Source organism: Streptomyces erythrochromogenes, assembly GCF_036170895.1.
Taxonomy (GTDB): Bacteria; Actinomycetota; Actinomycetes; order Streptomycetales; family Streptomycetaceae; genus Streptomyces; species Streptomyces erythrochromogenes.
Window position 1 is genome coordinate 5822666 of record NZ_CP108036.1, and the last position, 12113, is coordinate 5834778.

A 12113-nucleotide genomic window follows, 5' to 3' on the forward strand; every position below is an offset into this window, starting at 1 on the left:
GGAGCGTTCACAGGTCCAGGGCGAGGCGGTCCCCCTTCGCGCGCGAGACGCACAGCAGCATCGACTCCCCGCGCTCCTGGTCCGTGAGCAGGTCGTCGCGGTGGTCCACCTCGCCCGCGAGGACCCGGTGTTGGCAGGTCCCGCAGAATCCCTGCTCGCACGAGTACGGGGTGTCCGGCAGCTCCCGGCGCACCGCGGCGAGCGTGCTCTCCTGCGGGCCGACCTCGACGACCCGTCCCGAGCGGCGCAGTTCGACGGTGAAGGCCCGCGCCGGACCGGGCGCCGCCGAGGGCGCGAAGCGCTCCAGGTGCACGGCCGCCGGGTCCTTGGCCGCCGCCGTCACGGCCTGCATCAGGGGCTCCGGGCCGCAGCAGTAGACCAGGGTGCCGGGCGCCGCCTCGGCGAGCGGGGCCAGGTCGGGCAGGCCCACCTCGTCCTCGGGGTGGACCGTGACCCGGTCCCCGTAGGCCGCGAGGTCGTCCAGGAAGGGCATCGAGTCGAGGGAGCGGCCTCCGTACAGGAGGGTCCAGTCGGCGCCCGCCCCGGTGGCGGCGCGGAGCATCGGCAGGATGGGGGTGATGCCGATGCCGCCCGCGACGAACGCGTACGACGGGGCCGGCAGCAGCTCGAAGCGGTTGCGCGGGGGCCGCAGTTCCAGCTCCGCGCCCTCGACGAGCTGAGCGTGCGCCTCCCGGGAGCCGCCGCGGCCGTCCTCGACCAGCCGGATCGCGATCCGGTAGCGGCCCGCGTCCGCCGGGTCGCCGCACAGCGAGTACTGGCGGACCAGGCCCGAGGGCAGGGTGACGTCCACGTGCGCGCCGGGTGTCCAGGCGGGCAGCTCGGGGGATTCCAGGGTCAGTTCCAGCACGTCCTGCGCCGGCTGCGTACGGGAGACGATCAGCGCGCGCAGTGCGCGGCGCGGGGAGTGGCCCGAGACCGGCACCTCCAGGGCCGGCAGGGGCCACAGCGGGGAGTCGCCGATGCGGCGGTTCAGGGCCCGGCGGGCCGCCCAGGCCGCACCCGCGACCGCCGTGGCCGTCGTGACGGCGAGGGCGCGCCTCATGCCCGCACCCCGCCGCCCGCGCCGGGGGAGGAGGCCAGGTAGGCCACCGCCCGGGCCGTCGAGCCCTCCTGCGAGGGGTGGTACGTACGGGAGAGGTACTTCGGTATGGACTTCAGCATGGAGCCCGTCGAGGGGAGCACCCCCTGCTGCCCGGCCATGAAGAACTGCCCGAAGGAGGCCTTGCCGTCCACGAGATGGGGGTCGTTCTCCATGAAGAAGCGGACACCGCGCTGCCACAGGAAGACCAGGGCGGTGAAGGCGGTCGCCCACGTCCGGGCCCGGCGGCGGTAGCCGCCGTCGACGTGCATGAAGAGGTCGAAGGCGACCGAGCGGTGCTCGACCTCCTCCGCGCCGTGCCAGCGCAGCAGGTCCAGCATGGTCGGGTCGGCGCCGCGCCGGTCGAGTTCGTCGGCGCCCAGCACCCAGTCGCCCAGGAACGCCGTGTAGTGCTCGATCGCCGCGATCATCGCGACCCGCTCCATCAGCCACCAGTGCCGGGCCCGGCCCGGCGGCAGGGTGCGGTCGCCGAGCAGTTTCTCGAACAGCCAGTCCACCTGGGCGGTGTAGGGGGTCGGGTCGAGACCCAGGCGCTTCAGGTGGGGGAGGACGTCGTCGTGGGCGGCGGCGTGCATGGCCTCCTGGCCGATGAAGCCGACGACGTCCTCCCGCAGACGCTCGTCCTCGATGTACGGCAGCGCCTGCTTGTAGACGTGCACGAACCACCGCTCACCGGCGGGCAGCAGCAGGTGCAGCACATTGATCATGTGGCCGGCGAAGGGTTCGCCGGGCAGCCAGTGGAGCGGGGTGTCCTCCCAGCCGAAGGACACGTTCCGGGGCCTGAGGTCCACGTGTTCCGACGCCACGGGGGCGGGCGCGAGCGGCGTATTAGACATGGCGTCAATGTACTGATGGGTACAGGGAGTGAGAAGACCCTTGCGCCGACTTCTCGCGCCCGTCGCGATGTGGCGTCGTCCGGGGCGGTCAGCGGCCGGTGCTGCCGCTCGCGAGCGCCCATTCGCGGTTCAGGGCGCCGAGCGGGATCTTGCGCTCGAAGGCGGGGGTGCCGAACAGGGACAGCTGGAGCTGGAGCTGCCCGCTCAGGTCGAACCCGCCGTACAGCGCCCAGGCGCCGTTGACGGAGGCCTTGCCGTCGCTGGACGCGGTCGCCTTGACGTCGGCCTCGCCGCGCAGGTACGGGGCGAAGTCGCCGGTGACGCCGACGGCGCCGTAGAGGCCGACGGACGCCTCGGCGCCGAGTGCGCCCTTGACCTTCCCGGCGGCGGTGACGGTCGCCTGGACCGGGGTGCTCTTCACGTTCGACGCGCTGACCGGGGTCCAGCCCTTGCCGAAGGCGTAGCTGCCGCCGACCTTGAAGTCGCCCTTGACGTCCTGCTGGACGTCGAGGGTGACCTTGCCGTCGGCCTCCACCTGGATGTAGCAGGTCAGGCCGAGGTTGACGACGACCGGAACCGGGCCGACCTGGATGACCGGGGAGCTGTGCAGCTTGGCGAAGGGGATCCGCTTGGGTGCCCCGGTGCTCGCGGCGGCGCGGCCCTGGAGCTTCCACTGCGAGGACCAGTCGCCGCTCATCCCGAGGAAGGCGCCGCGCGGACCGGCGCCGCCGCCCTGGGTGCCGTCGTACTGGAACTCGACCTGCGGGGCGAGCTGGACGAAGCCGGAGACGGAGGCGCCGGCCGAGGCGGGCGCGTCCGGGGCGGTGTCGACGGAGGCGTTCACGTCGAGCCGGAGGTTCCCGAGCGGCAGCTTGGCGCCCTCGGGGCCGAACTTCAGGCCGTCGCCCTTGGCCCAGGAGAAGGTGACGCCCTTCATCAGGGGCTCGACGACGACCGTCGAGGGGTCGACGGGGACCTTGCCGTCGGCCTTGTCGTCGTTGAGGACGGCGGCCAGCGTCGTGGAGGCGGTCTTGACCTCGGTGCCGCGGTCGGTCTTGCCGACGACCTCGGTGACCTTGGCGAGCAGGCCGTTCGGGGCGCCGGGCGCCGGGGCGCTGGCTATGACGTCGCCCGCCGCGACGGGCTTGTCGGCCTCGGGCGACTTGTCCGGCGAGGGTGCCTGGGAGGGGCCCTTGGGCGGGGCCTTGGCTATGACGGCCCGTCCGGTCGCGGCGTCGTACGAGGCGACCTTCAGCGTGGACTTCTCGGTCCTGCCCTTCGAGCCGCCCCGGGCGACGGCCGCCGGGGTGGGCTCGCCCTGGGGCGCGGCAGCCACGTCCAGCTGCTGCGAGCCGCTGTCGGCGGACGGTGTGAGGGGGGCGGGGGCGGCCGGTTCGGCGGCGCCGGTGTGGGAGCTCGATCCGCAGCCGGTGGCCGCGAGGCTGAGGGCGGTCAGGCCGGGGAGCAGGAGTCGTCGGGCGAGCATGCGCACGTGGTGTGACCTTCAAGCGGGTGAGGGGTGTGGGGGATTACCGATCGGTAACCGGAATCCGATCATGCCATGTGCGCACTACGGCCGTCATGTCCGGATCTCGCCAACTCCTCGACCAGGCAAGGAGGTTGAACTTTTGACCGCCTGTCGGGCGACCCTTGCGGCAGCTTCTCGCCAACTTGGCGCAGGTGCTTAGCGGAATGTTTACTCGCTCTTTTGGATCGTTTCACCGAGCGTGGTGACCGCCAGGTATGTGCATGCGCGCTTCATCTGTGTGGACGGAGGCTCTGTGACGCAGAGCGAGCGTGGATGGCCTGCGGCGGATGAGGTGCTGCGCGGGATTCGTCGTGACCGACTTCAGGTCAGCCCTTTGAACGTTGTTGACCTTCTCGAGTGCGGTCATGAAGGCTGATCAAGCAAATCACCAACGCAACACGACTCGATGAGGGGGAAGATCGTGAAGAACATGCGACGCATCGGTGCCATGGGTGCCGCCGCCGCGGTGCTGGGCGGACTCGTGATGGTCGGCGGAGGTGCCACGGTGGCCCAGGCCGACACCCGCTGCGACTGGGGTTCGGTCTACATCAATGGCAACCCCGGTGCTGAGCCTGGCAGTTGGGCCTCCGGTCACAGCCACCGCACCGGAAACCACTACGTGGGCGCCTACGCCAACGGTCTGGTGGACTGGTACGCCGACAACAACGGCGGCGATGATGGCGACACGGCAGACACCTACTTCGGTACGCGCGCCTGCTGATTCAGTTCGTTGACCGACCCGCTGTTCCCTGTGCAGAAGTAATTCCCGCAGGGAGCGGCGGGTTCCCGCGCTACCGGAGGCGAGCAAGTATGCGTCGTTCCCCCACCCTCTTACTGGCGACGGCGGCCCTCGGCGTGCTGACGCTCGCAGGCTGTGCCACCACCGAGGACAAGTCCGCAGATTCCGCTCCGGCCACCGGGCAGCCGTCCGGCCCGCCGCCGGCGGACCCCTTCAAGAACCTGCCGCAGGGCACTCCGGTCGCCTTCAAGGACCTCAAGGCCGGTATGTGTTCCAACCACCGGGGAGACGTCCAGTCGGACCAGACCGTCGGCACCGTGGACTGCGGGACCCCCCACTTCTTCGAGGTCGTCTCCCAGGTGACGCTGCCGGACGCCGAGGGTGCGGAATTCCCGGGCGACCGGGGCGTGATGGACCGGATGCGTACCGCCTGCGAGCCGCAACTCGCGCCGGTGATCGGATCCCAGCGCGGCGCCCTCATCAGCCTCTACCTGGCCCCCATGAACAAGAAGTCCTGGGACGCGGGCAACCGGCTCGGGCACTGCGGAATCGCCTACGCCACCCCCAGGACCGGCACCGTCGCCGAGGCCGGCGGCCAGAGGTGAGCACGACCGCGACCGTGAACGGGGGAGAGGCGCCCGAGGTCCTCGTCCGCTTCGACCAGGTCTTCAAGTCGTTCCGGACCTCGCGCGGGCGGCGGCAGACCGCGCTCGACGGGTTCTCCATGTCCATCCCGAAGGGAGCCGTCGTCGGGCTGCTGGGGCCCAACGGATCGGGCAAGACCACGGCGCTCAAGGCGCTCCTGGGCCTCGTCCGCCCCGACCGGGGAACGATCACCGCCTTCGGCCGGGAGCTTCCGGCCGAACAGCGTTTCGTCGCCCGCCGGATGGGGGCCCTGATCGAGGGGCCGGCCTTCACCGGCTCGCTCACCGGCGAACACAACCTGCGCCTTCTCGCCGAACTGCACGGCGCCGGCCGCGACGAGGTCGCGGACGTGCTCGACCTCGTCGGCCTGGACAGGGCCGCCAGGCGCTCGTATTCCGGGTACTCCCTCGGCATGAAGCAACGGCTCGGGGTCGCGGCCGCGCTCATCTCCCAGCCCGACCTCCTGGTCCTGGACGAGCCGATGAACGGCCTGGATCCGGAAGCCGTCCGGCACATGCGCGAACTGCTGAAGCGGCTCAGGGACGAGCGCGGCATGACCGTCGTCGTCTCCTCGCACATCCTGGCCGAGGTGGAACTCGTCAGCGACTGGGTCACGATCGTCCGCAACGGCCGCGTCATCTGCGACGCGAGCGTTCCGGAACTCCTCGGCCGGGGCACCTCACGCCTGGTCGTACGGGTCCACGATGCCGCGACGGCGCAGTCCGTCCTGGCCGAGCACGGGTACGAGGCCGTTGCCGCCGTCGGCACCACCGGCGCCGAGCTCCAGGTCGAGCCGTCCCCCGGCCGTCCGACCCCCTCCGACGGCTCGGACGTACTCCGGCTGCTCACCGACCGGGCCGTCTACCCGCGCGAGCTGATCGTGGAGTCGGCGTCCCTTGAGGACATCTACGTCGCCGCCGTCCGCGCGGCGGATGCCGCCACGACGGGCCGGGAGACGCGGCATGGCGACTGACGGCGCACCCCTGCCCTGGGGCCGGCTGGCCCGGGCCGAACTGATGCGGCTGAGGGCGCCGCGCGCCATGCGGCACGCGGGGATCGCCCTGCCTTTGGCCGTCCTCGCGTTCGGGCTGTCCAAACTGCTGCTCCACGACCGTGACACCGCGACCGCATGGCGCACCGCCGAAGAGCGGTACGCCACCTTCCTCGCCGACGCCCAGACCTATGGACTGCCCGTCGGGTCCGGCCTCAGCGCGAGGAACTACTTCCAGGACCCGCGGTACCTCATGGACACCATGTCCTTCGGCGACCTGCGCACCGTCGTCACCGCCCTGGCCGCCGCCGCCGTGGTCTTCGGCATGGTCGCCGGAGGCGCCGACTGGTCCTCGCGCGTCATGCTCACCCTCGCGGCGGCCGAGCCCCGCCGATTCCGGCTCTTCGCCACCCGGGCCCTGCTCGTCGCCGGCCTGTCGATGGCCGTCACCGCGGCCGCCGGGCTGCTCCTCGTGCCCCTGCTCCTGCTCGCCGCACTCACCCGGGGCAGCACGACGGGCCTCGACGGCGTCTACTGGGCGGCCCTGGCCAGCCAGTACGCGCGGGGGGTGCTCCTCGTGGGACTGCTCTGCCTGCTCGGCTACGGCCTGGCCATGCTGACGCGCAAAGCGTCCGTCGCGCTGGCCATCGGGTTCCTCTACCTGGCCGGTGCGGACCAGATCTTCGCCGGCCGCGGGCCGCGAGGCGCCGAGTACGCCATGGACGGGCTGGTCTTCGCCGTGCTCAACGAGAAACCCGTGGTCCCCCTGGCCGAGTCCGACTGCATCGCGGGACCCGGCTGCGAGGCGGTCCATGTCGACCTCACCGCCGCGGACGGGTTCCTGGGCGTACTGATCTATCTCGTACCGGTGCTGCTGATGGCCCTGTGGCGCTTCACCCGAACGGACATCACCTGATGACGACGGCAGCCCTACCCCCGGCCGGGCGCCCGGCCACCGGGCCCCACGCGGACCGATCGGGGCCCCGACCCCTGCGCCGGCTCGTCCGCTCGGAGCTGCGCCGGATCCTCAGCCCCAAACCGGTGCGCTGGGCCCTGTACGCGCTGCCGCTCCTCCTCGGCGCGTTCGCTCTCGCCGCGTACCTCGGCCACGACACCGACATGGCCACCGCGTGGCGCGAGGCGGAGGCGGCCTACCGGCAGTACACCGCGGAGGCCGCCCGACGGCCGGGCACCGGTGGGCCGCTGTCGGCGCAGTACTTCTTCGACGACCCGCGCTACCAGCTGACCAAAGCATCGTTCGTGGACCTGCGGACCGTGCTGTCAGGCGTTGCGGTGGCGGCCCTGGCCTTCGGCCTCGTGAGCGGAGGCACGGACTGGTCCTCCCGCGTCATCCTCAACCTGGTCGCCGCCGAGCCCCGCCGGGCCCGCCTGTTCGTCACCCGTGGTGTTCTCGTCGCCGCCGTCGCAGGGGTGACCGCTCTGGCCACCTCGGCCGTCCTCGTGCCGCTGCTCCTGGTGACAGCCCACCTGAGGGGCACCACCGCCGACGCCGACGCACACTTCTGGACCGCATTGGTCGTCATCGTGCTGAGAGGTGCGGCCTTCGTCGCACTGGTGGCCCTGCTGGGCTACTGCCTGGCCATGCTGACCCGCAGCCTGACCGTGGCATTCGGGATCGCGCTGGCCTACCTCGTCCTGGCCGAACGGCTCGTACGGGACTACGTGCCCTCACTGACGGAATACCACTTCTCCGGCATCACCTTCGCCGTCCTCAACGAGCGCCTCCTGATGCTGAGCGACAAGACCGAGTGCGTCGGCGAGATCGCCTGCGCAGCGATGCGGGAAGGGACCCCCGCGACCCATGCCTTCCTGGCGCTGGGGCTCTACCTCCTGCCCGTGGCCGCGGCCGCCCTGTGGAGGTTCACCCGCACGGACATCGGCTGAGGCCGTTCGGGACACCGGCCCCGCCGTCAGCGCAGTACGCCCGCCTTGGTCCCGTCCGTCAGGCGGCCCGTCAGGTCGACCTGGGCGCCGGCCGGGGCCTTGACCGCCAGCCGGTTGCCGTTCGCCGAGCCGTTCACCCCGCCGCCCGAGACCGACAGCGAGGCGAACTGCGCGCTGCCCGCGGCCAGGACGTACCACTGGCCCGCCCGCGACTTCCACAGCACGCCCGCCAGCACCCGCGGCTCCCGGGGCCCGCACGCCGCGGCCCCTTCCGCGGCCGCCGCCTGGGCCGCCGCGGCCGAGCCCGGCGCCAGGAACTGGGCCTGCACGCGGTCCGCCGCGCCCTGCCACGTCTCGGCCCGCGTGCACAGCCAGGTCGCCGTCCCGTCGCCCTCCGGCAGCGGCTGCTTCGCGTACGTCCAGGAGTTGACCGTACGGACCCCGTGCGAGCGCACCGAGGGCAGCAGGCAGGCGATCCTCGACCAGTCCGCGAGCTCCGCTGCCTCCGTCACGTTCCGCTCGGCACCCGGCGCCCCCGAGGTGAGCCGGGCCGGGGTCAGCTCGCCCAGGTCGGTGATCAGCCGGGTGGCGCCGTCCCCGGTCAGGGACAGGGCGTTCCAGCTGGTGCAGTCGCCCGTGGGAGCCGGTCCGGGCACCGGCGGGGTGACCCCGTCCTGCGTCGTCTTCAGCACCGCCGGCGGGCCGCCGGGCTTGAGCAGGTCCCGAAGGGCCACCCCCGTCACCCAGGGCGCCACCAGGTAGCGGACGTTGCCGTCCACCCGGCTGACGACCAGCGCGGTCGCGGTGTCCGCCGAGGCGCCGTCGGTCCGGGCGAAGTCCAGGGCCGCGCCCGCGGAACCGGAGCGCGGTTCGGCGTAGCGGACCACGCGCAGGCCGTCGTACAGCAGGACCACCACGGCCTGGTCGACGGCGCCCGCGAACAGCAGCTGCGCCGGTCCCATCGGCGGCCCGGACGGGGTCCCCGGGGTGGCCGAGACGACCACGGACGAGCCGGGCCGCGCCCAGACGGCCAGCGCCCGGCGCAGCAGAGCCGTGTCGTCCGCGCGGTCCCCGCGGGCCGGCCAGGTGGAGAAGTCCGTACGGGAGGACGTGTGCCAGAGCGCGGGCGCGACCCGGACCAGCTTGGCCGGATCCAGGGCCTGTTCGGCCACGGCGTTGCGCGCGTAGGGCGGCGCGGCGGCCCCGTCCGAGCCCCAGCCCCCGCCGGGCAGCGCGAGCAGCGCCCCGCACACGGCGAGGGCGGCCCCGGCGGCCAGCGCGGCCCGCGTCAGGCGCCGGCGCCGCAGCAGGTCGGTGGGCCGGGCCTGGAGCACGCACGGGTCGAACTCGGGGGAGGCGAACAGCGCGTCGTTCGCCGGATCACCGGACTCCCGGGCCGCGGCGGCCGGGTCCGGGACGCCGGCCTCGTCGAGGACCCGGAGCACCTCCGGCTCGGGCAGCCGCTCCAGGGCGCGCAGTACGCAGGCGGCCCGGCCGGGACCGTCCAGGGTGGCCAGCCACTGGTCGAGGGCGAGCTCCTCGGCCCCGCCCGAGCGGGGGAACAGCCGCAGGCCCCACACCTGGGGCAGCGCCGGCGGGAGCTGCGCGCGCCGGGGCAGCGCCCGGAACGTCAGCGGGAGCCCCGCCTCCAGCGCCGCGCGGAGCACCCGCAGCCGGACGTACGCGTACCCGGAGTCGTCCGGGCCGCCCCGCTGCCCCGGGACCCCGCCCTGCACGGCGGCGACGCCCGCCGCCGCGTCCCGCCGCCCGCGCGGCAGCGCCCGCTGGACCAGCGAGTGGGCGGTGAGCACCCGCCGGTTGCGGCCGAGGGCGGGGGGCAGCACCAGATAGGCGAGCCGCACCAGCCGCGGGTAGTGCTCGACGATGGCGGCCTCGGCCTGCTCGACGTCGGGCGGCACGGGGGCCACGGGAGGCTGGGGGCGGGTGGCGGTATCCGGCGCAGTCACGTTCAGCAGAACGAGCGAATCGTCGGATGGTCACCCGTCCGCGTCCCCCGGGCGGGGACTCAGCCCACGAGACGGGCGCGGAGCGCCTCGACCGTTTCGTCCGCGACGCCGAGGCCCTCGCGCACGTACTTCTCCATGGAGCCGTAGCGCGTCTCGACCTCGTCGAGGGCGGCCTCCAGGTAGGAGGGGAAGACCCCGATCAGCGCGAGCGCGATGTCCGGGTTGCCGCCGGCCGCCGTGAAGCCCTCGATCATCGGGGCGAAGGCCTGCTTGACCGCCGGGTTCACGGACAGGTATTCGGCCATCAGAGTGTCGTCGTCCGCGCCGAGCAGCGCCAGGACGACGGTCGCACCCCAGCCGGTGCGGTCCTTGCCGGCCGTGCAGTGGAACAGCAGCGGGCCCGCCTGCGGGTCGGCGGCCTCGGTCAGCAGCATGCGGTACGCGGCCTGCGCGGAACCGGAGTGCACGAAGGACCGGTAGGTGTCGGCGAACAGGGCCTGCGCCTTGCCGCCGCCCAGGTGCTCCTCGGCCACCGCCGGGTCGGAGAGCAGGTCCTTGAGCTGCGCGGCGGCGGGCTTCTTGCCGGCCTCCCGCAGCTTGTCCGCGAGGACGTCGGCGACCAGGAGCCGGGCCCCGGCCGGTATGCGGTCGGGGTGGTCGGCGCGCTCCGCGTCGGTGCGGAGGTCGATGACCGTACGCACGCCCAACGCCGCCACCACCGGGTCGGCGTCGAGGTCGAGCCGGTCGAGCTGGCCGGAGCGCAGGACCAGGCCGGGGCGGACGGTGCGGCCGCCGGAGAGCGGGGTGCCTCCGAGGTCGCGGAGGTTGGCGACGGTGGTGGAGGGGGTGGCGGTCATCGTGGCGGCTCCAGCGGTGTTCGAGTCACTCGTGTCGTGCGGCGGTCTGTTGATCCGGTGATCCGGTCATGCCGTCATGCGGTCATGCGGTCATCCGGTCATGCCGTCATCCGGTCATGCGATCGTGGGGCGATTCAGGTAATTTTCTGACGGTTTGCGCCAGAAAGGCAATCGAGGGCCAGCGAGACGCCCATGCCGATCCCGAGCGCCGCGAGGTGCCCGGCGTCGGTGAAGGTCCGGCCGCGCTTCAGTACGGGCGCCGTCGCGAGCGCCAGCAGGCCGACCCGGGCGGCCGTGCGGACGGGCCCGCGCGGCAGGGCGGAGGTCAGCGTGCCGAGGACGGCGTTGAACCCGTAGCTCGTCCCCACGTCCATGGCGCGGCGGGTTGCGGAATCGGTCGTCCTGCGCAGCGCGCCGTACACCAGGAGGGTCGCCGAGGCGTGCCCGAACAGGAACACCGCGGCCGTCCACCAGGCCCCGTACGCGTATTCGGCGTAGCCGAGCACCGCGACCAGCAGCAGCGCGTACGGCAGGGGCATCGGTTCCTCGACGACGAGAGCGCTGCTCAGCAGGGTCTCCCAGCGCCCGGCGGCTAGGTTGTCGACATTCGTCGAGCAGCCCCGGAGCAGCCGCTCCCGATCGGCCGGTCCGGTGCGCTCCAGCGCGTACGCCCCGAGCTGGACCCCGCCGGCGTACACCGCTCCCCATGGAATTGGATTCACCTGCTCATGATCGGATAAGCCCCTGGCGGAAACCAAGGGGCATCGTGCGAACATGTCCCGGCCATGTTCGAATCCTTCGCGCCACTGCGCGCCACGCGAGCCGCAATATTCGCGGCGATGTGCGTCGTGCTGGGCGCGGTGGGGCATTCGTACATGTCCGGCATGGATGTTCCCTTTCTTGGTCTTCTGAGTGCTTTCGCGGTGACCGCCGTCCTCGCGTGGCTCCTCGCCGGACGACGGCGCGGACCCGTGGGCATCACCGCCGCGGTGCTCGCCGTACAGGGCGTGCTGCACCTCGTCTTCTCCGGCAGTCAGGCGGCCGAGTCCGCCTCCGGGCCCGCCGCGATGCGGGGGCACCACCACGTGCCCGCCGCCGAGGCCGCCGGCGCGGCCGACATGGCGACCGTGGCGGACATGGCCGGCACGGCCTCCCACGGCGGCGCCGGGATGATCGCCGCGCACGCGCTCGCCGGGCTGGTCTGCGCCGCCTGGCTGGCGCGCGGCGAGGCCGCCGTCTTCCGGGTGGCCCGCGTCCTGGGCGCCGCCGCGCTCCACGCCGCCCGGCCGCTCGCCCGCGCACTCGACCTGGTGCGGGCCCGGGTCGCCGCCGTACCGGCCCCGCCCGTCTTCCGCGCCCCGTACCGGCGGCCGCGCCGGCTGCGCGGAGCGGTCCACGCCCACGCCGTGGTGCGCCGAGGGCCGCCCCGGAGCGCCAGTGCCCACCGCTCCACGGCCCCCGGCCGTCCTGCCCGCGCCTGATCCGGCGCACCTCCACGGCACCCGTGCGAGGGGAGGCGAGACCT

12 protein-coding genes are annotated in these 12113 nt (G+C 73.1%); 6 read left to right on the top strand and 6 right to left on the bottom strand.

All coding sequences use genetic code 11. The features are described 5' to 3' along the window. Window positions 1-7: 7 nt before the first annotated feature. The 3 genes from OHA91_RS26625 to OHA91_RS26635 all read right to left on the bottom strand — a co-directional run bounded on the left by OHA91_RS26625 (window position 8) and on the right by OHA91_RS26635 (window position 3448). Window positions 8-1063, bottom strand: coding sequence for a PDR/VanB family oxidoreductase (locus OHA91_RS26625; protein WP_266501893.1), 1056 nt, complete (start codon window positions 1061-1063; stop codon window positions 8-10). Continuing rightward, on the bottom strand, window positions 1060-1956 hold the full coding sequence (locus tag OHA91_RS26630) for a metal-dependent hydrolase (protein WP_031153196.1): 897 nt from the start codon (window positions 1954-1956) through the stop codon (window positions 1060-1062). Before OHA91_RS26630 ends, OHA91_RS26625 begins: the two co-directional genes overlap by 4 nt. An 88-nt stretch (window positions 1957-2044) precedes the next feature. Further along, a complete protein-coding gene (locus OHA91_RS26635) occupies window positions 2045-3448 on the bottom strand; it encodes a hypothetical protein (RefSeq protein WP_209441518.1) in 1404 nt (467 codons plus the stop codon). Between the two features lie 466 nt (window positions 3449-3914). On the opposite strand from OHA91_RS26635, the gene OHA91_RS26640 reads away from it, so the two are divergent. The 5 genes from OHA91_RS26640 to OHA91_RS26660 all read left to right on the top strand — a co-directional run bounded on the left by OHA91_RS26640 (window position 3915) and on the right by OHA91_RS26660 (window position 7764). Further along, window positions 3915-4205 carry a hypothetical protein gene (locus OHA91_RS26640; RefSeq protein ID WP_328740170.1) on the top strand — a complete coding sequence of 97 codons (291 nt, stop codon included), beginning with the start codon at window positions 3915-3917 and terminating at the stop codon, window positions 4203-4205. A gap of 89 nt (window positions 4206-4294) precedes the next feature. Next, window positions 4295-4828, top strand: a complete 534-nt coding sequence (locus OHA91_RS26645) for a septum formation family protein (RefSeq protein ID WP_328740171.1) — start codon at window positions 4295-4297, stop codon at window positions 4826-4828. Further along, window positions 4825-5841 (top strand): ABC transporter ATP-binding protein, encoded by a 1017-nt coding sequence (locus tag OHA91_RS26650; protein WP_328740172.1) that lies wholly within the window; start codon window positions 4825-4827, stop codon window positions 5839-5841. Before OHA91_RS26645 ends, OHA91_RS26650 begins: the two co-directional genes overlap by 4 nt. Further along, window positions 5831-6775: a hypothetical protein gene (locus tag OHA91_RS26655; RefSeq protein ID WP_328740173.1), complete on the top strand. Its 945-nt coding sequence runs from the start codon at window positions 5831-5833 to the stop codon at window positions 6773-6775. Before OHA91_RS26650 ends, OHA91_RS26655 begins: the two co-directional genes overlap by 11 nt. Beyond that, entirely contained in the window at window positions 6775-7764 is a 990-nt protein-coding gene (locus tag OHA91_RS26660) for a hypothetical protein (RefSeq protein WP_328740174.1), read from the top strand. Before OHA91_RS26655 ends, OHA91_RS26660 begins: the two co-directional genes overlap by 1 nt. A 26-nt stretch (window positions 7765-7790) precedes the next feature. Here OHA91_RS26660 and OHA91_RS26665 read toward each other — a convergent pair whose 3' ends face one another. From OHA91_RS26665 to OHA91_RS26675, 3 genes are all read right to left on the bottom strand, one after another. Continuing rightward, a complete protein-coding gene (locus tag OHA91_RS26665; protein WP_328740175.1) occupies window positions 7791-9731 on the bottom strand; it encodes a hypothetical protein in 1941 nt (646 codons plus the stop codon). A gap of 59 nt (window positions 9732-9790) precedes the next feature. Continuing rightward, window positions 9791-10588, bottom strand: a complete 798-nt coding sequence (locus OHA91_RS26670) for a tyrosine-protein phosphatase (protein ID WP_031153193.1) — start codon at window positions 10586-10588, stop codon at window positions 9791-9793. A gap of 134 nt (window positions 10589-10722) precedes the next feature. Beyond that, window positions 10723-11310 (bottom strand): rhomboid-like protein, encoded by a 588-nt coding sequence (locus tag OHA91_RS26675; protein WP_328740176.1) that lies wholly within the window; start codon window positions 11308-11310, stop codon window positions 10723-10725. 63 nt (window positions 11311-11373) lie between these two features. Between OHA91_RS26675 and OHA91_RS26680 the strand changes: the two genes are divergently transcribed. Further along, window positions 11374-12069 carry a hypothetical protein gene (locus OHA91_RS26680; RefSeq protein WP_328740177.1) on the top strand — a complete coding sequence of 232 codons (696 nt, stop codon included), beginning with the start codon at window positions 11374-11376 and terminating at the stop codon, window positions 12067-12069. The last annotated feature ends 44 nt before the right edge of the window (window positions 12070-12113 follow it).

Excerpts from the sequence above, each read along its gene's own strand:
- OHA91_RS26625 (WP_266501893.1), bottom strand. The coding sequence starts at position 1,063 with ATGAGGCGCGCCCTCGCCGTCACGACGGCCACGGCGGTCGCGGGTGCG.
- OHA91_RS26630 (WP_031153196.1), bottom strand. The coding sequence starts at position 1,956 with ATGTCTAATACGCCGCTCGCGCCCGCCCCCGTGGCGTCGGAACACGTG.
- OHA91_RS26640 (WP_328740170.1), top strand. The coding sequence starts at position 3,915 with ATGCGACGCATCGGTGCCATGGGTGCCGCCGCCGCGGTGCTGGGCGGA.
- OHA91_RS26645 (WP_328740171.1), top strand. The coding sequence starts at position 4,295 with ATGCGTCGTTCCCCCACCCTCTTACTGGCGACGGCGGCCCTCGGCGTG.
- OHA91_RS26655 (WP_328740173.1), top strand. The coding sequence starts at position 5,831 with ATGGCGACTGACGGCGCACCCCTGCCCTGGGGCCGGCTGGCCCGGGCC.
- OHA91_RS26660 (WP_328740174.1), top strand. The coding sequence starts at position 6,775 with ATGACGACGGCAGCCCTACCCCCGGCCGGGCGCCCGGCCACCGGGCCC.
- OHA91_RS26670 (WP_031153193.1), bottom strand. The coding sequence starts at position 10,588 with ATGACCGCCACCCCCTCCACCACCGTCGCCAACCTCCGCGACCTCGGA.
- OHA91_RS26680 (WP_328740177.1), top strand. The coding sequence starts at position 11,374 with ATGTTCGAATCCTTCGCGCCACTGCGCGCCACGCGAGCCGCAATATTC.